The following is a 20,770-nucleotide window of genomic DNA, read 5'->3' as shown; positions in this document are numbered from 1 at the left end:
GGTCACCTGGTCACGTGGGTAGACCGGAGGCCGCGCCGGTGGAGCCGCGGCCGTGGAGGGGACAGTCGCACCGGACGGCGGGTTCACCCTCCGCCGTCGGGCGTCGCGACATCCGGCGCACCGCGATCGGCACGACGACGGGGATCCGGGTCAGCAACTTCAACAGGCCGTTGCGGCGCAGCTCGCCGAAGAAGGCGGTTCCGAGGATGCGGAACCCGACGGCGAGGATCTTGTCCGGACGTCGGCGGCGGATGCCCAGCACCAGAAGGTATCCGAGACAGAGCAGCTCCCCGCGCCAGAAGGCAACGCGTCGCGCCATCCGCAGCGCCTCCACGGCGAGTAGTTCCGCCTCTCGCATGTCGCCGTCGGCAGCCCGCAGCATCGCGAACCCGAGCTCCACCTGCAGCCGGGCCGAGCTGACGTTCGAGCCGGTCAGGGCCAGCCGCCGCGCCTCGTCCAGGTGTTCCCTCGCCAGCTTCCGGGTGCCGGCCGCGATGAGCGGCTCGGCGATCCTGAGCTGGATGAACGCGTCCGCTTCGACCTCCTCCGGGCAGCGGTCCTGGAACTGCTTGCCCAACAGGTAGAGGTCGATCGCGGTCTGGAACTGCCGGTCGACCTCGGCGATCCGCGCGAGATAGTGGTACGCGGTGGCGACCCACCGCGCGATGGCCAGGTCGTCCGCGTGTTCCCGGTACGCACACGCCTCGGTGAGCACCTCGCGGGCCCGGTCGATGTCCCGGAACGAGGTGAACCGGGCCATTCCCTCATACACCAACGACGCGCACCGGAACCTCCGCTCGTAGCGTTCGGCGGGCATCGCGGCGCGCAGTCGCGCCACCGTGCCGATCGCGTCGTCGTAGCGGCTCACCTCGATCTGGTAGGCCGCGAGCGCGACGATCGCCGTCGCCCAGGCGTCCGAGCCGGTCGGGGACACGTCGATCGCAGTCAGGATCGCGTCGAGCCGCTCGGCGCTGTCGGTCTCACGCAACGCGAGGAAGGCCGCCTTGGCCAGGCAGAGCCCCGCGATATCACCGCCGTTCTCCCGCTGCACGGCGATGGCCCGCTCCAGCCCGTCGGCGACCTGCCGGTCGTTGGCCGGCTCGCCGAGGTTGGCAGCGAGGCGGCCGAACTCCGTGAAGTAGGCGGCGAGCGTGTCCGCGTCGACGAGGGCGGGCCGAGCGGCCAACTCGTTGACGTTGAACACGTAGTCGGTGAAGTCCTGCCGGAGCTGCGAGGCCCTCCGCTGCCGCACCTTCCGGGTCAGACCCTGGATGTTGGCCGTCCACCGCTCGCGACTGCTGGCACGGGCGTCGATCCTCGCCCGCCACTGCGCGGCGTCGAACCCGGGGGCGCTCACGAGGCCGATCCACAGGGCCCCCGCTGCGCACAGTAGAACTCCCGCAGCAACGAGTGGACCGTGAAGCGTTCGTTGTTCCTCAGCGACTTCACCAGCGCGAGCCGGCACGCCATCGCACGGGCGCGGAGGAATGCCTCTCGGTCCCCGATCTGGCTCAGCTCGAAGAAGTCCTCCGACGCGATGCTGCTGCCGGCTGGCCGGAAGCAGAAGACCGCCATGAGGTTGGCGACGGTGTCGGCAGCCTGTTCGCGAGCGCTCGCCTCCGGCAGACCCGGATCGCGGAGCTTCTGTTCCAGCACGTTGAGCGAGTTGACGTAGCAGTACGTCCACACCGCCCGGCCCAGGTTCCCGCTGACGTCGCGCAGCCGACCGATGACGTCACGGATGGGCAGCCGCTCGACCCTGGCCTGGTTGATGATGATCTGAATCAACAGCGGCGTGCGCTCGGCTGCCCGGACCACGTCGTCGAGGTCGCTCTTGCGCGGGTCGAGCAGGCTGTCGTCGGCCACCAGGTAGCGCGCGTAGGCCGAGGCGGCGGCGTGGTCGGGCCCGTCCCAGGTCAGCTCGCGCAGACGGCCGACGCCGGTGCCCGCCACCGCCTCCCGGGTCGTGATGACGACCTTGTGCGGGTCGAGGATGCCCGAACCGGCAAGGTACCGGACCGCAACCTCGGCCTCCCTGGTTTCGAGGTTGTCCACGACGATCAGGCACGGCTCGGTGGGCATAGCCTGCGGGAGCTGTTGTTCGATGAGCGTGTCGTTGAAGTCCGAGCCCGGCGCGAGTTGCTGGGCCAGCTCGACCAGCAGGGCATGCCAGTCGACGTTCTCGCGCTCGGCGTCACGCTCCAGATGGCCGACCCGGTCGATGTGGCTGAACTTCGCCGAAACGCTTGCGACGCGGTGGAAGCCCGCTTCCTCCGCGTGCCGCCTGATGAGCTCGTACGCGAGCGCGGTCTTTCCCACGCCGGCGCCGCCGAAGATGGAGATGATCGAAGCGCCGCCCGGGTTGCGCAGGCTCTCGCCGAGCCTGTCGATCGTCTCTTCGACGCCGAAGAGTCTCTCGTGGTCGACGTTGGTGACATCGCGAAGCCGGGCAAGGTCAGCGGCCAGCGGAGCCACCCCGGACGGCGGTGCGGGGGGCGGCGGCCCGGCGGGCTCCACCACGACGGGTCGCTGCCGCTGTTGCCGGACCGCCTGTACCAGGCTTGCGACGGTGACCAGAGTGCCGACCCCGGTGAGAGCGAACGATCCGACGCTGGCGAGCTGGTCGGCGGCCCCCAGCCCTACGGTGCCGACCGCGATCGCGCAGAGACCCAGCAGCGTCACCGTGACCCCGGCGGCGAACACCTGCCACCACTTCGGCTTCACGTCGTCCATATTCGCACGGATCGTTTCCCTAGGCGTGGCAACGTCCGACGGGCATCGACGGCGTCGCCGCCCGCTGAGGCTGCCGGACCGCCCGGAGTCCTCGCGTCAGCGACGACTCCGGGCGTGGCCGTACCAGCGGATCAGGAGACGAAGCGCGTACGGCGACGGCGGGCCAGCAGGTAGCCGCCCGCGCCGGCGGCGACCAGCAGCCCGCCGAGGCCGGCGATCAGGCCGGTGGGCACACCGGTGATCGGCAGCGAGCCGTCGTCGCCGCCCCCGGTGCCGCCGGCCTGCCCGACCGTGATCTTCGCGGTGTCGTTGGTCGGGTCGAGGTCCTTGACCGGGCCGTCGCCGTCGAAGGTGTGCAGCTTCACCGTGCCGGTCCGGCTGCCGGCCCGGTCGATCCGCAGCGCGAACTCGAACGTCACCCGCTCGCCCTCGCCGATCGTGCCCCGGGCGGAGCACTCGTAGACCCGCGCGCCGGGCTTGCCGGGCTGCCACTCGTCCTCGTCCGGGTCCACGCAGGACTTCGACACCGTCACGGCCGTGACGCCGTCGGGCAGGGTCACGATGGTGGCGACGTTGAGCCCGCGCTGGCCGTTGGCCCCGACGCGCGCCGGGCCGTTGTTGCGGTAGCCGACGGTCATCGGCACGGTGGCCCCGACCGCGCCGGTGACGGTGGCGCCCTGGGCGGCGGCGTCGCCGCGCTGGTCACCGGCGACGGTCAGCGTGACCCGGGTCTCGTTGTCGACGGGGCCGGTGTCGGTCTGCCCGGCCGTGCGGGCCTGCGCGCCGCCGGCCGGCACCAGTTCGAGGGCCGCGTCGGCGCCCTTGCGGCCGAACGGCTCGGCCGGACCGTACTGGGCCCGGAACTCCGCCCAGTCGGCCGGGGTGAACCACACGGCGAAGCTGTGGTGCAGGTTCGGGGCCCACGCGTCGGCCGGGATCGTCCCGCCGAACGTCGGGTCCACCCGGACCGTCGCGCCGGGGGCCAGCTCGTCGTCGAAGGTGCAGGCGAAGCTGCTGTCGTCGAGGGCCGGGTCGGCGTACTCGCAGTTGCGGTAGCGCTTGCCCGGGGTGAACCCGTAGGAGCCGGACAGGTACAGCACCGCGCCGCGCGCGGTCGTCGTGCCGCGGTTCGTCACCGCCAGCGGGACGTCGACCCGGGAGCCGGGCCGGCCGTCGAGCGAGAGCTGCCCTCCGGCGACGAGGTCGACTCCCTCGCCCGTGCTGACGGTCGACTCGTACGTCGCCGGGCCCAGGCCGGGCGCGGTCACCGTGAACGCCAGGGTGCCCTGCCGGCCCTGCTCCGCGCCCGCCCGCGCCTTCACCGCGAGGCTGACCAGGCTCGAATCCTCGCCGTCGTCGGTGATCGAGCAGGTGATGACGTCGCCCGCCGTGGTGCAGGAGCCCCGGTCGTCCTCGGCCACCTCGGCGAACGCGGCGACCGCGCTGCGGTCCACCCGCACCGTGTACGTGCCGAAGGCCCGGTCGGGCAGCGCGCGCAGCGAGACCCACTTCTGCGGGCCACCGGGGGCGACGGTCACGTCGTTGGCGTAGAGCGCCACCTCGTCGGCCGGCGCCGCGGCGACGGCGGTGCCGGCGGAGGTCGCGACGAGCGCGCCGGCCACGGCCAGCCCGGCGAGCCAGCGTCGGGCGGGGTGCGGGTGCATGACGGATGCCTCCGGTCGGGGGAAGACGGGACGAGGTGCGGCCAGGCTCTCACGGATGCGCACGGCGTGGGGACCCGTTCCGAGCTGCGGGATCAGCGCAGTTGGATGCGGTTGCCGCTGATCAGGGCGGCGGCGTCGGAGACGAGCTGGCAGATCACCTCGGCGACCTGCTCCGGGCTGGCCACGCGGGTGCCGCTGTCCGCGACGTACCGCCGGACGGAGTCGGTGATCCAGCCGGTGTCGGTCACCGGCGGGTGGACCATGTTCGCGGTGATCCCGAGCGGGGCCAGCTCCGCCGCCGCCGACATCGTGTAGTTCTCCTGCGCGGCCTTGGCCGCGCCGTAGGAGACCTCCTGCGGGAAGCCGCCGCTGCCGCCGGAGGTCAGCCCGACGATCCGCCCCCAGCGCGCGCCGCGCGCCGCGTGCCGGCGGGCGAACTCGCCGATCAGCAGCGCCGGCGCCATCGCGTCGACGGCGAACTGCTGCGACCAGGAGGCCGCGGTGACCGGTTGCAACGCCCGGCCGTGCCGGTCGGCCGGGGCCGGGGCGAAGCTGTCGGCGACCCAGCCGGTCGCGTTGTTGATCAGAATGTCGACCGGCCCGAACGCCTCCTCGGCGGCGTCGAAGAGGAGGCCGGCGGCCTCCGGGGCCCGCAGGTCCTGCGCGACGGCGAGCGCCCGGCCGCCGGCCTGGTGGATCGCCGACACCACCGCCCCGGCGTCGCGGGCCCGGCTCCGGCGGTACTCGTCGGGCAGGCCGGCGTCGGCCGGGTCGTGCACCTGCCAGTACGCGCAGAGCACCGCGCAGCCCTCGCGGGCGAGCGCCCGGGCGACCGCCGAGCCGATGCCGTGGTTGGCTCCCGTGACGATCGCGACGTGACCGTCCTGCGTGCCGCTCAATGTTCGCCCTCCGATCCGGTCGGTCGCCTGCCGCCCGCCGGCAGCATGTCCCGGGGCGACGGGCCGGTCAACCGGATTGACCGCCGGGGCGAAGGCCGTCGAGGAGGACCCGCAGGTAGCGTTCGGCGCGTTCGTCGGGCCCGTCGCCGATGCGCAGGGCGAAGGCCGTGCCGCAGACGAGGTGCCGCAGGTCGTCGTCGGTGAGGTCGGCGCGCACCGCGCCGGCCCGCCGGGCGTCGTCGAGCACGGCGTGGGCCAGCGCGCCGAGCTCGGCGCGACGGGCGGTGGTGGCGGGGTCGGCGTCCTGCGCCGGGTCGGTGGCGATCACCTCGGCGAACGCCGGGTCGGCCAGTTGTCGCGTCAGCAGCGCCCGCAGGAGGATCTCGACGCCGGTGGCGGGGTCGGCGTGCCGGCTCGCGGCGCGGGCGGCGTCGAGCAGCGCGGCGAAGCCGTCGTCGGCGAGGGCCTCCAGCAGCGCGCGGCGGGTCGGGAAGTGCCGGTAGACCGTGCCCACGCCGGTCCCGGCGCGGCGGGCGAGGTCGTTGTGTTGCAGGGACAGGTCGCCCGCGGCCACCACGGCGCGGGCGGTCGCCAGCACCCGGTCGCGGTTGCGGGCGGCGTCGGCGCGACGTGGCGTGGTCACCCCGACAGCCTACCGAACCGGATTGACAATCCGCTTCGGGTCGCCTTGAATCGGATAGGTAATCCACTTAACCCCGGAGGGACCCATGACCCGCACCGCCGCCTGGAATCTCACCGACCTGCGCGACCAGACCGGCCGCACCGTCGTCGTCACCGGGGCCAGCAGCGGCCTCGGCGTCGCGATCACCCGCCACCTCGCCGCACGCGGCGCCCGCGTGATCATGGCGGTCCGCGACACCGGCAAGGGCGGGCGCGTACGCGACCGGCTGCGCGCCGAGCACCCGAAGGCGGACCTCGACGTCCGCCACCTGGACCTGCTCGACCTCGACACCGTGCGCCGGTTCGCCGACGGCCTGCACGCCGAACGGGTCGCCGTCGACGCGCTCGTCAACAACGGCGGCATCGGCAACGTGCCCCGACGCCTGAGCCCGCAGGGCGTGGAGAGCCAGCTCGCCACCAACCACCTGGGACACTTCGCGCTCACCGGCCTGCTCCTGGACCGGTTGGCCGAGGGGCGCGACCCGGCCGTGGTCACCGTCGCCTCCGGCCTCTACCGGCTCGGCCGCCTCGACCTCGACGACCTCGCCGCCGAACGCCGCTACTCGCCGGCCCGCGCGTACGCCACCTCCAAGCTCGCCAACGTGCTCTTCGCCCTGGAGCTCGACCGCCGGCTGCGCGCCGCCGGCTCCCCGGTGCGCAGCCTGCTCGCCCATCCCGGCGTGGCCAGGACCGACCTGGACCGCGACTCGCCGCCCCTGATCCGCGCGGTCGGAGCGGTGCTGCGGCTCCTCCTGAGCCGGCCGGTCGACGACGCCGTGACGTCGATCCTCTACGCCGCCACCGAGCCTGCGGCGCCCACCGGCCGGCACATCGGCCCGGGTCGGCCACCACACCCGGCCCGGCCGACGTTCGAGACGCTCACCGGGGCGGCCACCGACCCCGACCTCGCGGCGCGGCTGTGGGCCCGCTCCGCGCAGCTCACCGGGGTGGACGTCGGGCCGGGGTGTTAGATGGGATCATGGACATCGTCGAGCGGCTGGCCGGGGCCTCACGCATCGGGCTGGGGCTGGCGGCCGTCGGCCGGCCGGGCTACATCAACCTCGGCCGGGCCACGGACCTGCCGGCCGAGCGCACCGTCGAGGCGATGCGGGCCCGCGCCCACGAGCTGCTCGACCGGGCGTACGCGGCCGGCGTCCGCTATGTCGACGTCGCCCGCTCCTACGGTCGGGCGGAGGAGTTCCTCGCCCAGTGGCTGCACGCCCGGCCGGACGCGGACGACGTCGTCGTCGGCAGCAAGTGGGGCTACACCTACACGGCCGGGTGGCGGGTCGACGCCGAGGTGCACGAGACCAAGGACCACGGCGTCGCCACCTTCACCCGGCAGCTCGGCGAGACACGGGCGCTGCTCGGCGACCGCCTCGACCTCTACCAGATCCACTCGGTCACCCCGGACAGCCCCGCGCTGCACGACACGGGCCTGCACCGGCGGCTCGCCGACCTCGCCGCCGCAGGCACGGTCGTCGGGCTGTCGACCAGCGGCCCGGCGCAGGCCGAGACGGTCCGGGCGGCGCTCGGCGTGCGGGTCGACGGTCGGCCGCTGTTCCGCAGCGTGCAGGCCACCTGGAACCTCCTGGAGCCCAGCGCCGGCCCGGCGCTGGCCGAGGCGCACGCGGCCGGCTGCCTGGTGATCGTGAAGGAGGCGCTGGCCAACGGCCGCCTCGCCATGGGCGGGCACGCGCCCGGCGACGCCGCCGCCCTCGCCGCCGCGCTGCGCCAGCCGTGGGCGACCGTCGTGCTCTCCGGGGCCGCGACCGCCGACCAGTTGGCCTCGAACCTGCGGGCGGAGGAGGAGCCCACCGGCGACCCCGCCCGGTGGGCGGGCCTGGCGGTGCCCGCCGACCGTTACTGGGCCGACCGGTCGCGGCTGCCCTGGGCCTGAGCCGCCGGGGCCGCCGGCCTCGCGCGGTCGCGGCGGGCCTGGCCTGCGGCGCGCGCCGTCGCCTCGCCCCGGGCCTAGCCTTTCGCCTCGCGCGGTCGCGGCGGGGTCGCCGGGACGACCAGCTCCACCTCGTTCGCCGCCAGGGCGTCCCGCAGCTCGGGTGCCGGCATCCGGTCGGTGACCAGGTAGTCGGCGACGCCCAGCTCCGACACCTGGGCGAACAGCCGGCGGCCGAACTTGGACGAGTCGGCGAGGATCGCCACCCGGGTCGCGCGGGAGAGCATCTCCTGCATCATCGCGGCCTCGGCGAGGTTGCTCGTCGTGTAGCCGGCGTCGGCGTCGACCGCGCCGACCCCGATCAGCGCCAGGTCGCAGCTGACGTCCAGCTCCGCGCCGGTGTTGGCGCGGAAGCTGACCGGGCCGACCGTGGCCAGGGTGAGCGAGCGCACCGCGCCGCCGAAGATGTAGATGTCGCGGACGGCCGTGGGCGGCAGCGCGCCGGGCACCAGCAGGTTGTTCGTCGCCACGGTGAGGTCGCGGTGCTGGCGCAGGTTGCGGGCGAGCGCGAGCGTGGTCGTCCCGCCGTTGATCATGATGGTCGAGCCGTCCTTGACCAGCCCCGCGGCCAGCGTCGCGATCTTCTCCTTCTCGCGCTCCTGGAAGGTGAGCCGCTGGTCGACGGCCCGGTCGGTGCGGGAGACCGTGGCGAGGCTGACCGCGCCGCCGTAGGTGCGCACGAGGATGCCCTCGGTGCTGAGCTGGTCCAGGTCGCGCCGCACCGTGTCGATGGAGACGCCGAAGCGCTCCGCCAGCTCGCCCACCGTGACCTGGCCGGCGTCGGCGACGTACGCGGCAAGCTGGGCCTTGCGCCCGGCGGGCAGGTGGCGCTGCCGTTCGTCCCTGTCCTCGCTCACTGATCTCCCTCCATCAGTGCGGCAGTATGCCACAAATGCGGCCCAGCCACGCGCATCACCGCACAGAACAGCAGGGAGCAGCCCGCCTAGGCAGGGCCGCAGAGACGCCCCTCACCTGCACACAAGCAGGGAGTTTGCGGGCCAGACGGCCGCCCAGCCGGCCTTGCAGCGCGGCACCGTGCCGCACTCCGCTGTTTTCTGCCGTTCTTCTCTTGTCTCCATCCGTAACACGCTGCTAACGTGGCCGCCAACACAGCACAGAACAGAAAGATCTAGATATAGAAGGAGCCCGCCATGACGACTCGCGCGACCCGGCTGAAGCGACTGATAGGGGCGGTGACGGTGGCCGCGACGGTGGCCACCGTCGCGGCGTGCGGCTCGGGCGACTCGGGCGACACCGCCGCGGACGGCACCGTCACCCTGGAGTTCGCCCAGTGGTGGGGTGCCGAACTCCCGGCCGGGGACTTTGACAAGATCATCAACGACTTCACCGCGCAGAACCCGAACATCAAGATCAAGCTGCTCAGCGCGCCGTACGCCTCCACCAAGCAGCAGCTCGTCACCGGCGCGGCGTCCAAGACGCTGCCCGACGTGGTCGGCCTCGACGGGGCCTGGGTCAACGACTTCGCCAAGCAGGGCGCGATCGCCGACATGTCCAAGCTGATGACGGACGCGAACTACGACGCCAGCCAGCTCGCCAGCCAGATCCAGCTCGACGGCAAGACCTACATGATCCCGGTGGTCAACTTCGTCTACCCGCTCTTCGTCAACAAGGACCTGTTGACCAAGGCCGGCGTCGCGGACGTGCCCGCCACGCGCAGCGAGTTCCTCGACGCGGCGAAGAAGATCAGCGCCACCGGCGACAACGTCAAGGGCTGGGCGCTCCCGCTCGACACCGCCGTGCCCAACGGCATCCAGAACGACGTCATGTCCTGGCTGTGGGCCTCGGGCGGCAGCATGCTGACCGACGGCAAGCCGAACCTGACCAGCCCCCAGGTCAAGAGCACCGTCGAGTACGTCAAGAGCCTCAACGACGCCGGCGTCATCGCCCCCGGTTCCCTCACCATGAAGGAGCAGGACAAGGTCGAGAAGTTCACCAACGGCCAGGTCGGCATGATGATCGACTCGCTCGCGCACATCAACCTGATCAAGAAGAACAAGCCGGACCTGAACTTCGAGGTCGCGGCCCTGCCGGCCGAGGACGGCTACACCGGCAAGCGCGGCATCCCGTACGCGTCGTGGGGCATCGGCATCTCCAACTCCACCAAGCACAAGGCCGAGGCGTTCAAGTTCGTCTCCTACCTGATGAGCCAGGAGACCAACGCGAAGCTGAGCACGATCGCCAACGGCTTCCCCGGCAACAAGAACGCCGAGCCCGACTTCAGCGACAGCGACCCGCTGTTCAAGGCGGCCTTCGACATCTACAAGCAGGGCTACCCCGCCAACGAGTTCGTCGGCCTGCCCAAGGCCGAGGACCTCATGCGCAGCTTCGACGAGCAGCTCCAGCTCGTGCTGACCGGCAAGCAGAGCGTCGACGACGCCCTGGCCAAGTCGCAGGAGTCCTGGTCCTCGGTGATCGGTTAGTCCACCCGGGCGCCGCGCCGGTCCACCGGCGCGGCGCCCGAACAAGGAGACAGCGATGACATCCGCGCACGTCGAGCCCGTGACCGCGCCGCCGGTCGCGCCGCCGGCCGGGCGGCCCGCCCCGGGCCGGGCCCGCGTCAACCCGGCCCGGCGCCTGATCCCGTACGCCTACCTGTCCCCCACCATCGTGCTGATGGTGGTCCTGATGATCGTCCCCATCGTCATGGTGGTCGGCTACTCGTTCCGGGACAACGTGATCGTCCAGGAGAACCCGGTCTTCGTCGGGTTCGCCAACTACACCAAGGTGCTCACCGACCCGGACTTCCTGGCCGCGCTGAAGAACACCGCCGTCTTCATCTCGGTGAGCACCGTCGCCCACCTGGTCCTCGGCCTCGGCTTCGCGTTGATGCTCAACACGCAGTTGCTGAGCGGGGTCACCAAGGCGGTCTTCCGGATCGTCTACATCCTGCCCTGGCTGTTCACGATCGCGGTGATCGCGGTCATCTGGCGGCTGCTGCTCGACCCGGCCGGCGTGGTCAACTACGTGCTCCAGACGCTCGGCCTCGTGCAGGAGGGCGTGAACTGGCTCGGCGACCCGAGCACCGCGCTCTGGGCGGTCACGTTCGCCAACGTCTGGTCGGGCTACCCGTTCTTCATGATCAGCCTGCTCGCCGCGTTGCAGGGCATCTCCGCCGACCTGTACGAGGCGGCCGCCGTGGACGGGGCCGGCCCGCTGCGGCGGTTCATCAACGTGACGCTGCCGCAGCTGCGGCCCGTGATCATCAGCATGGCGGTGCTCGACCTGATCTGGACCTCCCAGCAGTTCGCGCTGATCTGGATGATGACCGGCGGCGGGCCGCTGAACACCACCGAGATGCTCAGCACCTTCACCTACAAGCAGGCCTTCAGCGAATACGAGTTCGCGACCGCCTCGGCCGCCGCCGTGATCGTGCTGCTGCTGACGATGGTCCTGGCCTTCTTCTACGTACGCCAGCAGCAAAGGGAGCGGTGAGATGGCAGGCGTCAAGCGGCGGCACACCCTCGCGAAGGCCGGCGTCGTCACGGGCCTCGTCCTCGGCGGGCTGTTCGCCGCCCTACCGGTGCTGTGGATGCTCTCCACCTCGTTCAAGGGCAACGGGGAGGTCTTCGCGAACCCGCCGCAGTTGATCACCGAGGGCTTCTCGTTCGACGCGTACCGGGAGATCCTGGGCAACGGCGAGCAGCTGCGGTTCTTCCTCAACAGCTACATCGTCGCCGGCGCGGTGACCCTGCTGACGCTGCTGGTCGCCGTCCTGGCGGGGTTCGCGTTCAGCCGCTTCACGTTCCCGTTCCAGCGGACCATCAACGCCGTGATCGTCAGCGTCCAGGCGGTGCCGCCGATCACGCTGGTCATCCCCTACTTCGGGCTCGTCGTCGCGCTCGGCCTCTACAACACCTACGCCGGGCTGATCCTCACCCACATGGTGTTCACCCTGCCGTACGCGATCATCATGACCACCGCGTACCTGAACACCCTGCCCAAGGAGCTGGACGAGTCGGTCAAGGTCGACGGCGGCACCGGCTGGACGGCGCTGTGGCGCATCCTCGTGCCGGTCTCGGTGCCCGGCCTCATCGCGGTCGGGGTCTACACGTTCATGATCTCGTGGAACGAGTACCTGTTCGCGCTGACGCTGACCCGCACCAACGACATGCGCACGGTGCCCATCGGCATCCAGCTGCTCATGGGCCAGCACTCGTACGAGTGGAACCAGATGATGGCGATGAGCATCCTCGGCTCCATCCCGGTCCTGGTGCTCTTCCTCCTCTTCCAGCGGCGCTTCATCGGCGGCCTCACCGCCGGCGCCGTGAAGGCCTGACCACACCCTCTCTGCACTAAGGAGCAACACCGACATGCTGACGACCGGCAAGACGATCCTGGACGTCGCCAACGAGCACAGCTTCGCCGTGCCCGCGTTCAACATCAGCGACTGGGCCATGTTCCGGGGCATCGTGGAGATCAGCGAGGAGAAGGACGCTCCCCTGATCGTCGGGATCCACCCGGACGAGGTGCGGCACATCGGCCGCGAGATGATCACCGGCATCATCGAGCGCGCGCACAGCTCGACCGTCCCGATCGCGATCCACTGGGACCACGGCGCGACCTACGAGCAGATGCTCCAGGCGTTCCAGTACGGCTTCACGTCCGTGATGATCGACGGCTCGCTGAAGCCGTTCGACGAGAACCTCGCCATCACCAAGAAGGTCACCGACTCCGCGCACGTGCTGGGCGTGTCGGTGGAGGGCGAGCTGGGCACGATCGGCGGCAACGACAGCTACGCCGAGGCCGGCGCGGCCGAGATCATCTACACCGACCCGGACGACGCGGTCACCTTCGTGAAGACCACGGGCGTGGACAGCCTCGCCATCGCGATCGGCACCTTCCACGGCTTCTACCCGGCGCACCTCAAGCCGGAGCTGAAGCTCGACCTGCTCAAGGAGATCAAGAGCCGGGTGGGGATCCCGCTGGTGCTGCACGGCGGCTCCGGCAACCCGGACGACGAGATCCGCGAGGCGGCCCGGATCGGCATCAACAAGATCAACATCTCGACGGACATCAAGGTCGCCTACCACGACAAGATGCGCGAGGTGCTGGGCAGCGACTCGAAGGTGCGCGAGCCCAACGCCATCCAGCCGGCCTGCCTCGACGCCATGAAGGAGGTCGCCGCGCACAAGATCGACCTGTTCGGCGCCACCGGCAAGGGCTCGCTCTACTGACATGGCCGACGCCTCCCGGGTGGTCCTCGGCCTCGGCGGCTGCGTCGACCAGGAGTTGACGCTGACCGCCGACGTCCTGGAACGGCTGGTCACCGACCACGGCATCGACGCCGCCGAACTGGCGACGCCGCCGACCGCCGTGAACAGCGAGCGGGACCTCGTGGTGTCCATCCTCGGCTACGTGGCCCAGGGCCGGGGCGGCGAGCACTTCGTCGCCGCCGCCCCGGCCCTGGAGACCTTCGCCGACCGGTTCCCGCACCGCACGACCCTGGGCGGCACCTCCGTGCGGGCCGGGATCCTGCTCAGCCGGCTGGGCGTGCCGTCGACGCTGCACCTGGTCAGCGTCAACGACACCGTCCGGCGGCTGCTGCCGGCCGGCACCGCGTACGTCTCCAGCGGCGTCACGGACACCTACCACCCCCACCTGATCGTCCAATACCACCAGGGCCTGCGGATCCGGGCCGGCGACCTCGACGTCACCGCCCCGTTCCCCAACCGGCTGATCTACGTCAACGACCCGGCCAACAGCGCGCTGCTGCTCACCGGCGACCTCGGCGACCGGCTCGGCAGGGCCGACGTCTTCCTGATCTCCGGCTTCAACGCCATGCGCGACGCGGCCGAACTCGACAGGCGGCTCGCCGAGCTGCGCGCCCACATGCGGCGGCTGCCGCCCGGGGCGGTGACCTACTTCGAGGACGCGGCCTACCACGAGCCCGCCTTCAGCCGCCGGGTCCGCGACGCGCTGCTCGACGCGATCGACGTGTACGGGCTCAACGAGGACGAGTTGCAGTCCTACCTGGGGCGGGCGGTGGACCTGCTCTCGCCCGGCCAGGTCGCCGACGCGCTCACCGCCGTGCACGCCCTCGTCCCCGCGCCGACGCTGGTGCTGCACACGAAGTACTGGGCGGCGGCGCTCGGCGCGGACGCCCGCCGCTACGCCGACGCCCTCGACACCGGCACCCTGCTGGCCGCGACCCGCTACGCCCACGGCGACGACTTCACCGACGCCGACGTCGACCGGCTGCGCCGCCAGCCCCGTCGGCCCGAGTCCGTCGCCTTCGCCGCCGCGCTGCACGAGCGGCTCGGCGACCGGGTCCACTGCGTCCCCGGGTTCGCCCTCGACGTCGCCGACCCCACCACCATCGGCCTGGGCGACACCTTCGTCGGCGGCTTCCTCGCCGCGCTCGTCCGCCAGGAGGAACGATGACCATCGAGGCGCTGCCCGCCAACCAGCCCGAGACCTTCTACCGGGGGGACGGCCGGATCGCGCGGTTCCGCGACGCGCCGGCGCTGCCCGACCGCCCCGAGGACTGGGTGGGCTCCGTGACCAGCCGGTTCGGGCTCGCCCCGGCCGGGCTGTCCACCCTGCCCGACGGGCGGGTGCTCGCCGACGCCGTCGCCGCCGACCCGCGCTGGTGGCTCGGCCCGCGCCGCACCGACACCGGCGTGCTGGTGAAGCTGCTCGACGCCGGCCAGCGGCTGCCGCTGCACGTGCACCCCGACCGCCGCTTCGCCACCGCGCACCTGGCCTCCCCGTACGGGAAGACCGAGGCGTGGGTGATCGTCTCCGCGCGCCCCGACGCGTACGTCCATCTGGGGTTCGCCCGCGACGTCGCCGCCGACGAGCTGGCCGGCTGGGTCGCCGGCCAGCAGGTCGACCGGATGCTCGCCGCCACCAACCGGGTCCCGGTCGCGGCCGGCGACGCGATCCTCTGCCCGGCCGGGCTGCCGCACGCGATCGGCGACGGCATCCTGCTGGTCGAGGTCCAGGAGCCGACCGACTACTCGGTGCTGCTGGAATGCGAGGGCTTCGGCCTGACCGAGGGGCACCTGGGCCTCGGCTACGACCTGGCCCTGGACTGCGTCGACCGGGGCGCGTGGACGCCCGCGCGCCTCGCCGGGCTGCGGGGCGCCGGGGCGCGGCTGCTGCCCGAGGCCGCCGACGAGTTCTTCGCCGCCGACCGGGTGCGCGGCGGCGACCGCCTGGCGCAGGGTTTCGCGGTCCTGGTCGTGGTGGCCGGCGCGGGGCGGCTCACCGGCGAGCGGGACGACCTGCCGGTGCGCCGGGGCGACACGCTGCTGGTCCCCTACGCCGCCGGGCCGCTGCGGCTCGACGGCGCGGTCGAGGCGATCCGCCTGGCGGCACCCGCCGCCTGAGCCGCGCCGCAGCGACGACAGCCCCGTTGCGGCGCGGCTGGTTCACTCGTAGTGGTAACGGCACTGCGCGACCTGCACGGTGTCGTCGACGATCCGATACACCAGGCGGTGTTCCTGGTCGATGCGTCTCGACCAGAATCCCGACCAGTTGCCCCGGAGTTGCTCCGGCTTCCCGATGCCCTGGTGGCCGTTGCGCCGGATGTCCTCGATCAGGGTGTTCACCCGCTTGAGCATCGGGCGGTCCCGCTGCCAGGCCTGGTAGTCCTCCCACCCTCGGCTGGCGAACTGGACCTTCACGCCGCCGACGCCTCACCTGCGCTGCCGTCGGGGTCGATCAGGTCGTGCATCTCCCCGCCCCCGTTGCGCAGCTCTTCGACGGCCTCGTTCAGGCGGCGCGCGTTGGCGGGACTGGCCATCAGGTACGCCGTCTCCTTCAGCGACTCGTACTCACGCAGCGAGATGATGACGGCGGCCTCACGACCCGACCGGGTGACGACCACCTCCTCGGCGTCGTCCACCACATGGTCGAGCAGCTTGGCGAGGTTCTGCCGGACCTCCGAGTAGGGGACCATGCGCATGATGCCTCCCTGGCGTGATGTACAAGAAATTGTACAACGAGGCGACGAGATCCAAACCGTTTGCCGGCCCCACCGGGCTCCCCTACTCTTTCCTCCGGCACCTCCCGGTGCGCAGGCAACGGCTACTTCCGCTTCCAACGGGGAGACGCGGGTTCGAATCCCGCCACCGCCTCTCGGCGGTGTCGACCAGCGGCCCAGGTCACCTTGGCCCGCGAGGGCCAGTCGCCGTCGCCGATCTGATCTCGGGAGGCGTCGGCACGCCGCACACCCGGTGCGCAGGCAACGGTTACTTCTCGGATCCGCGGGTTGGGGGTTCGAGTCCCCCGCACGCCCCGGCGTGCTAGCTCAACCGGACAGAGCAGCGGACACAAGTCCGTCGCCGACTTCGATCTCGGGTGTGCGGTGTGCCGGCGTCTCCCCGCCTTCGACCGACACGGGGGACGTGATGGCCAGGTTCAACCTCAAGCTGCGCCGGCACCGGCCCGGGGCCGACCGCCCGGCCACCGAGGCCATGACCGCCGAGGGCGCGCCGGGTTTCCTGCGCGGGCAGCGGGCCGAGCTGTTCCTGCTCGCGGTGTCCAACATGGTCGGCGCCGACACCTTCTACGAGGCCGCCGCCGACCGGGACGCCCGGTTCCGTGAGCTGGTCGCCGCCGTCGCGGTCGCCGACCCCGACTGGTTCGGGCGGTTCGTGCCGTGGCTGCGCACCGGCGCGCTGCTGCGCTCGGCGTCCGTGGTGGCCGCGCTGGAGGGTGCGCGGGCGCAGGTCGCGGCCGGGGTGCCCGGCTCCCGGGCGGTCGTGGGGGCGGCGTTGCAGCGCGCCGACGAGCCGGGCGAGGCGCTGGCGTACTGGCTGGGCCGCTACGGCCGGGCCCTGCCGAAGCCCGTCAAGCGGGGCGTCGCCGACGCCGTCGTGCGGCTCTACCACGAGCGCAGCCTGCTCAGGTACGACTCCGAGGGCGACGCCGTGCGGTTCGGCGACGTCATCGAGCTGACCCACCCGGTCGCGCGGGACGCCCGGCAGGGCGACCTGTTCCGGCACGCCATCGACCGGCGGCACAAGCGCGACAACCCGCTGCCGGAGTCGCTGACCGTGCTGGCGGCCCGGGCCGAGCTGATGGCCCTGCCCGTGCAGCGGCGACAGGAGGTCACCGACCCGGCGGTGCTCGGCGCGGCCGGCATGAGCTGGGAGGCGCTCGCCGGCTGGCGGCAGGCCCCCATGGACGCCGCCGCCTGGGAGGCCATCATCCCGACCATGGGCTACCTGGCGCTGCTGCGCAACCTGCGCAACTTCGACCAGGCCGGCGTCGGCGACACGGCCGCCGAGGCGGTGGCGGCGAAGCTGACCGACCCGGGCGAGGTCGCGCGCTCGCGCGTGCTGCCGATGCGCTTCCTGTCGGCCCACAACGCCGCGCCGAGCCTGCGGTGGGCGTACCCGCTGGAGCGGGCGTTGCAGCAGGCGCTGGCGAACGTGCCCGCCCTGGACGGCCGCACCCTGATCCTGATCGACACGTCGGGGTCGATGAACAGCACGTTCAGCCGGGACGGCACGCTGCGCTGCTGGGACGCGGCGACCGTGTTCGGGCTCGCGCTGGCCGCCCGCGCCCGGGACGCGACGGTGGTGTCGTTCTCCCACGCCAGCCGGGTGTTCCCGGCCGTGGCGGGCGAGTCGGTGCTGGCGGCGGTGCGCCGGTTCCGCGAGGGCGGCTACTTCTACGGCGGCGGCACCCAGACCGAGCAGGCGATCCGGCGGCACTACGCCGGGCACGACCGGGTGGTCGTCCTCACCGACGAGCAGGCGCACTGGCACGGCGCGCCCGACGTCACGGGCGCGGTGCCGGCGCACGTGCCGACGTACACCTGGAACCTGGTCGGCTACCGGGTCGGGCACGCGCCGACGGGCGGCAACCGGCACACGTTCGGCGGCCTGTCCGACGCCGCGTTCGCGATGATCCCCCTCGCCGAGGCCGGGTCCCGCGACCGGTGGCCGTTCTGACGGCCCCCCGACGACGGGCGGGCCCCGGTCGATCGTCGGCGATCGGCCGGGGCCCGTCGGTTGAAGCGGCGGATCAGGCCAGGTCGAACCGGTCGAGCTCCATGACCTTGGTCCAGGCCGCGACGAAGTCGGCGACGAACTTCTCGCGGGCGTCGTCGCTGGCGTAGACCTCGGCGAGGGCCCGCAGCTGGGAGTTGGAGCCGAAGATGAGGTCGACCGCCGTGGCGGTCCACTTCACCTGGTCGGTGGCCAGGTCCCGGATCTCGTAGACGTGCTCCTCGGACTCCGACGCCTTCCACCGGGTGCCCGGGGAGAGCAGGTTGGTGAAGAAGTCGTTGGTGAGCACGCCCGGCCGGTCGGTGAGCACGCCGTGCGCGGTGCCGCCGACGTTGTTGCCGAGGGCGCGCAGGCCGCCGACGAGGACGGTCATCTCCGGCGCGGTCAGGTCGAGCATGTAGGCGCGGTCGACCAGCAGCACCTCCGGCTGGGTCTTCTCGCCGGGGCGCAGGTAGTTGCGGAACCCGTCGGCGCGCGGCTCCATGACCCGGAACGACTCGACGTCGGTCTGCTCCTGCGAGGCGTCGGTGCGGCCCGGCCGGAACGGCACGGTCACCTCGACCCCGGCGTCGCGCGCCGCCTTCTCGACGGCGGCCGAGCCGGCCAGCACGATCAGGTCGGCCAGCGAGATCTTCGCGCCACCGGCGGAGTTGAACTCCTGCTGGATGCCCTCCAGGGTGGCCAGGACCGTCGCGAGCTGCTCGGGCTGGTTGACCTCCCAGCTGCGCTGCGGTTCGAGGCGGATCCGCGCGCCGTTCGCGCCGCCGCGCTTGTCGGTGGAGCGGAAGCTCGCGGCCGACGCCCAGGCGGTGGAGACGAGCTGGGCGGTGGTGAGGCCGGAGGCCAGGACCTTGGCCTTGAGGGCGGCCACGTCGGCGTCGCCCACGAGGTCGTGGTCGACGGCCGGCACCGGGTCCTGCCAGAGCTGGGCCTCCGGCACCCACGGGCCGAGGAAGCGGCTGACCGGGCCCATGTCGCGGTGGAGCAGCTTGTACCACGCCTTGGCGAACGCCAGCGCGAACTCGTCGGGGTGCTCCAGGAAGCGGCGCGAGATCTTCTCGTACGCCGGGTCGACGCGCAGCGACAGGTCGGTCGTCAGCATCGTCGGCTTGTGCTTCTTCGCCGGGTCGTGGGCGTCCGGGATGATCGCCTCGGCGTCCTTCGCGACCCACTGCTTCGCCCCGCCGGGGCTGGTGGTCAGCTCCCACTCGTAGCCGAAGAGGATCTCGAAGAAGCGGTTGCTCCACTGCGTCGGCTTGTCGGTCCACGTCACCTCGAGGCCGCTGGTGATCGTGTCGCCGCCCTTGCCGCTGCCGTAGGTGCTCAGCCAGCCCAGGCCCTGCGCCTCCAGCGGGGCGCCCTCGGGCTCGGGGCCCACGTGGTCGTCGGCGACGCCCGCGCCGTGCGTCTTGCCGAAGGTGTGGCCGCCGGCGATGAGGGCGACGGTCTCCTCGTCGTCCATCGCCATCCGGCGGAACGTCTCGCGGATGAAGTGCGCCGCCGCGGCCGGGTCGGCGTTGCCGCGCGGGCCCTCCGGGTTGACGTAGATGAGGCCCATCTCGGTCGCGCCGACGCCGGGCGTCATCTCCTTCTCGGAGGCGTAGCGCTCGTCACCGAGCCAGGTGTCCTCCGGGCCCCAGAAGATCTCCTCGGGCTCCCAGACGTCCTCGCGGCCGAAGCCGAAGCCGAAGGTCTTGAAGCCCATCGACTCCAGGGCCACGTTGCCGGCGAGCACGAGCAGGTCGGCCCACGAGATCTTCTGGCCGTACTTCTGCTTGACCGGCCAGAGCAGCCGGCGGGCCTTGTCGAGGTTGGCGTTGTCCGGCCAGCTGTTGAGCGGGGCGAACCGCTGGCCGCCGTCGCCGGCGCCGCCGCGGCCGTCCTCGATGCGGTAGGTGCCCGCCGCGTGCCAGCTCATCCGGATCATCAGGCCGCCGTAGTGGCCGAAGTCGGCCGGCCACCAGTCCTGCGACGTGGTGAGGACGTCGACGATGTCCCGCTTGAGCGCCTCGACGTCGAGCTTGGCGAACTCCCGGGCGTAGCTGAAGTCGGCCCCCAGCGGGTTGCCCTTGGGCGACTGGGCGTGCAGGACCGACAGGTCGAGCTGGTTGGGCCACCAGTCGCGGTTGGTGCGGGGACGCCCGCCCGTCTTCGGCGTCGGCGAGTCGATCGCCGGGTTCTCGCTCTCGCTGCCCTGCGCGGTGACGGAGTCGTGCGCGACCGGGCAGCCGGCCGCCTCCTTCTTGTCCACGCCCTGGGCGCTGACGGGCGCGTTGTCCTGGGTGTCGCTCATCGGTTTCCTTCCGGACTGGCTGGTCACTGGGCGGTGCGTTGGGTTGGCTGGGCGGTGCGTGCGGTCGCGCAACCGGGGCAGGTGCCCCAGTAGACGACCTCTGCCTCGTCGACGTCGAAACCGTGATCGTCGGAGGCGGTGAGGCAGGGTGCATGGCCGACGGCGCAGTCGACGTCGGCGATCGCGCCGCAGGAGCGGCACACGACGTGGTGGTGGTTGTCCCCCACCCGGCACTCGTAGCGGGCGGTCGCCCCGGCGGGCTGGATGCGCCGCACCAGGCCGGCGTCGGTGAGCGCCCGGAGCACGTCGTAGACCGCCTGGTGGGAGACCGTGGGCTGGTCGGCCCGGACCAGGGCGATCACCGTGTCGGTGTCGACGTGCGGGTGGTCGCGCAGCGCGGCGAGCACCGCCAACCGGGGTCGGGTCACGCGCAACGAGACCGCCCGGAGTTGGGTCTCGAAGTCGGGCGTCACCCCCCGAACCTAGCCCACTGTTCTGGAATCAATCAAGTTTTCTGCCGACTCAACCCGCATATTTCGCCGCAGATCCATCCACCGTCC

General features: G+C 72.1%; 19 protein-coding genes. 9 read left to right on the top strand and 10 right to left on the bottom strand.

The features are described from left to right. Positions 1–10: 10 nt before the first annotated feature. The 5 genes from O7633_RS30355 to O7633_RS30335 all read right to left on the bottom strand — a co-directional run bounded on the left by O7633_RS30355 (position 11) and on the right by O7633_RS30335 (position 5,939). Positions 11–1,357 (bottom strand): hypothetical protein, encoded by a 1,347-nt coding sequence (locus O7633_RS30355; RefSeq protein ID WP_282324837.1) that lies wholly within the window; start codon positions 1,355–1,357, stop codon positions 11–13. Then, positions 1,354–2,733, bottom strand: coding sequence for an AAA family ATPase (locus tag O7633_RS30350; RefSeq protein ID WP_282324836.1), 1,380 nt, complete (start codon positions 2,731–2,733; stop codon positions 1,354–1,356). Before O7633_RS30350 ends, O7633_RS30355 begins: the two co-directional genes overlap by 4 nt. Before the next feature lie 131 nt (positions 2,734–2,864). Next, positions 2,865–4,397 carry a cell wall anchor protein gene (locus tag O7633_RS30345; RefSeq protein WP_282324835.1) on the bottom strand — a complete coding sequence of 511 codons (1,533 nt, stop codon included), beginning with the start codon at positions 4,395–4,397 and terminating at the stop codon, positions 2,865–2,867. 92 nt (positions 4,398–4,489) lie between these two features. Beyond that, positions 4,490–5,296: an SDR family NAD(P)-dependent oxidoreductase gene (locus O7633_RS30340; protein ID WP_282324834.1), complete on the bottom strand. Its 807-nt coding sequence runs from the start codon at positions 5,294–5,296 to the stop codon at positions 4,490–4,492. 67 nt (positions 5,297–5,363) lie between these two features. After that, positions 5,364–5,939: a TetR/AcrR family transcriptional regulator gene (locus O7633_RS30335; RefSeq protein ID WP_282324833.1), complete on the bottom strand. Its 576-nt coding sequence runs from the start codon at positions 5,937–5,939 to the stop codon at positions 5,364–5,366. A gap of 85 nt (positions 5,940–6,024) precedes the next feature. On the opposite strand from O7633_RS30335, the gene O7633_RS30330 reads away from it, so the two are divergent. Both O7633_RS30330 and O7633_RS30325 read left to right on the top strand, forming a co-directional pair. Then, positions 6,025–6,948 carry an oxidoreductase gene (locus tag O7633_RS30330; protein WP_282324832.1) on the top strand — a complete coding sequence of 308 codons (924 nt, stop codon included), beginning with the start codon at positions 6,025–6,027 and terminating at the stop codon, positions 6,946–6,948. 8 nt (positions 6,949–6,956) lie between these two features. Further along, a complete protein-coding gene (locus O7633_RS30325; RefSeq protein ID WP_282324831.1) occupies positions 6,957–7,877 on the top strand; it encodes an aldo/keto reductase in 921 nt (306 codons plus the stop codon). Positions 7,878–7,951: 74 nt separating this feature from the next. On the opposite strand, the gene O7633_RS30320 is transcribed toward O7633_RS30325, so the two are convergent. After that, positions 7,952–8,791 (bottom strand): DeoR/GlpR family DNA-binding transcription regulator, encoded by an 840-nt coding sequence (locus O7633_RS30320; protein WP_282324830.1) that lies wholly within the window; start codon positions 8,789–8,791, stop codon positions 7,952–7,954. A 294-nt stretch (positions 8,792–9,085) separates the two neighbouring features. On the opposite strand from O7633_RS30320, the gene O7633_RS30315 reads away from it, so the two are divergent. From O7633_RS30315 to O7633_RS30290, 6 genes are read left to right on the top strand one after another with little or no spacing between them, the layout of a single operon-like run. Further along, the gene (locus O7633_RS30315; RefSeq protein WP_278133508.1) at positions 9,086–10,375 is read left to right on the top strand and encodes a sugar ABC transporter substrate-binding protein; all 1,290 of its coding nucleotides are present in this window, start codon (positions 9,086–9,088) and stop codon (positions 10,373–10,375) included. 55 nt (positions 10,376–10,430) lie between these two features. Next, the gene (locus O7633_RS30310; protein WP_282324829.1) at positions 10,431–11,387 is read left to right on the top strand and encodes a sugar ABC transporter permease; all 957 of its coding nucleotides are present in this window, start codon (positions 10,431–10,433) and stop codon (positions 11,385–11,387) included. A 1-nt stretch (position 11,388) separates the two neighbouring features. Further along, entirely contained in the window at positions 11,389–12,231 is an 843-nt protein-coding gene (locus O7633_RS30305; RefSeq protein WP_282324828.1) for a carbohydrate ABC transporter permease, read from the top strand. A gap of 34 nt (positions 12,232–12,265) precedes the next feature. Next, positions 12,266–13,129, top strand: coding sequence for a ketose-bisphosphate aldolase (locus O7633_RS30300; RefSeq protein ID WP_282324827.1), 864 nt, complete (start codon positions 12,266–12,268; stop codon positions 13,127–13,129). A gap of 1 nt (position 13,130) precedes the next feature. Next, positions 13,131–14,336 (top strand): ADP-dependent glucokinase/phosphofructokinase, encoded by a 1,206-nt coding sequence (locus O7633_RS30295; RefSeq protein ID WP_282324826.1) that lies wholly within the window; start codon positions 13,131–13,133, stop codon positions 14,334–14,336. Then, on the top strand, positions 14,333–15,286 hold the full coding sequence (locus O7633_RS30290) for a class I mannose-6-phosphate isomerase (RefSeq protein ID WP_282324825.1): 954 nt from the start codon (positions 14,333–14,335) through the stop codon (positions 15,284–15,286). The genes O7633_RS30295 and O7633_RS30290 overlap by 4 nt, the downstream gene beginning before the upstream one ends. A 42-nt stretch (positions 15,287–15,328) precedes the next feature. On the opposite strand, the gene O7633_RS30285 is transcribed toward O7633_RS30290, so the two are convergent. Next, positions 15,329–15,583 (bottom strand): Txe/YoeB family addiction module toxin, encoded by a 255-nt coding sequence (locus tag O7633_RS30285; protein WP_282324824.1) that lies wholly within the window; start codon positions 15,581–15,583, stop codon positions 15,329–15,331. Continuing rightward, complete coding sequence (locus tag O7633_RS30280) at positions 15,580–15,864, bottom strand: type II toxin-antitoxin system prevent-host-death family antitoxin (RefSeq protein WP_278133500.1); 285 nt, start codon at positions 15,862–15,864, stop codon at positions 15,580–15,582. The genes O7633_RS30285 and O7633_RS30280 overlap by 4 nt, the downstream gene beginning before the upstream one ends. A 445-nt stretch (positions 15,865–16,309) precedes the next feature. Between O7633_RS30280 and O7633_RS30275 the strand changes: the two genes are divergently transcribed. After that, entirely contained in the window at positions 16,310–17,860 is a 1,551-nt protein-coding gene (locus O7633_RS30275) for a TROVE domain-containing protein (RefSeq protein ID WP_282324823.1), read from the top strand. Between the two features lie 73 nt (positions 17,861–17,933). On the opposite strand, the gene katG is transcribed toward O7633_RS30275, so the two are convergent. Both katG and O7633_RS30265 read right to left on the bottom strand, forming a co-directional pair. After that, on the bottom strand, positions 17,934–20,210 hold the full coding sequence (gene katG, locus O7633_RS30270; protein WP_282324822.1) for a catalase/peroxidase HPI: 2,277 nt from the start codon (positions 20,208–20,210) through the stop codon (positions 17,934–17,936). 23 nt (positions 20,211–20,233) lie between these two features. Further along, positions 20,234–20,683 (bottom strand): Fur family transcriptional regulator, encoded by a 450-nt coding sequence (locus O7633_RS30265; protein WP_043962656.1) that lies wholly within the window; start codon positions 20,681–20,683, stop codon positions 20,234–20,236. Positions 20,684–20,770: the final 87 nt, after the last annotated feature.

Source organism: Micromonospora sp. WMMD712, from assembly GCF_029581295.1.
Taxonomy (GTDB): domain Bacteria; phylum Actinomycetota; class Actinomycetes; order Mycobacteriales; family Micromonosporaceae; genus Micromonospora; species Micromonospora carbonacea.
Note: the sequence above shows the minus strand (reverse complement) of the source record. Positions and strands in the feature narration are given on the sequence as shown.

Excerpts from the sequence above, each read along its gene's own strand:
- O7633_RS30275 (WP_282324823.1), top strand. The coding sequence starts at position 16,310 with ATGGCCAGGTTCAACCTCAAGCTGCGCCGGCACCGGCCCGGGGCCGAC.
- O7633_RS30330 (WP_282324832.1), top strand. The coding sequence starts at position 6,025 with ATGACCCGCACCGCCGCCTGGAATCTCACCGACCTGCGCGACCAGACC.
- O7633_RS30305 (WP_282324828.1), top strand. The coding sequence starts at position 11,389 with ATGGCAGGCGTCAAGCGGCGGCACACCCTCGCGAAGGCCGGCGTCGTC.
- O7633_RS30350 (WP_282324836.1), bottom strand. The coding sequence starts at position 2,733 with ATGGACGACGTGAAGCCGAAGTGGTGGCAGGTGTTCGCCGCCGGGGTC.
- O7633_RS30280 (WP_278133500.1), bottom strand. The coding sequence starts at position 15,864 with ATGCGCATGGTCCCCTACTCGGAGGTCCGGCAGAACCTCGCCAAGCTG.
- O7633_RS30300 (WP_282324827.1), top strand. The coding sequence starts at position 12,266 with ATGCTGACGACCGGCAAGACGATCCTGGACGTCGCCAACGAGCACAGC.
- O7633_RS30315 (WP_278133508.1), top strand. The coding sequence starts at position 9,086 with ATGACGACTCGCGCGACCCGGCTGAAGCGACTGATAGGGGCGGTGACG.
- O7633_RS30290 (WP_282324825.1), top strand. The coding sequence starts at position 14,333 with ATGACCATCGAGGCGCTGCCCGCCAACCAGCCCGAGACCTTCTACCGG.
- O7633_RS30310 (WP_282324829.1), top strand. The coding sequence starts at position 10,431 with ATGACATCCGCGCACGTCGAGCCCGTGACCGCGCCGCCGGTCGCGCCG.
- O7633_RS30295 (WP_282324826.1), top strand. The coding sequence starts at position 13,131 with ATGGCCGACGCCTCCCGGGTGGTCCTCGGCCTCGGCGGCTGCGTCGAC.
- katG (WP_282324822.1), bottom strand. The coding sequence starts at position 20,210 with ATGAGCGACACCCAGGACAACGCGCCCGTCAGCGCCCAGGGCGTGGAC.
- O7633_RS30325 (WP_282324831.1), top strand. The coding sequence starts at position 6,957 with ATGGACATCGTCGAGCGGCTGGCCGGGGCCTCACGCATCGGGCTGGGG.
- O7633_RS30345 (WP_282324835.1), bottom strand. The coding sequence starts at position 4,397 with ATGCACCCGCACCCCGCCCGACGCTGGCTCGCCGGGCTGGCCGTGGCC.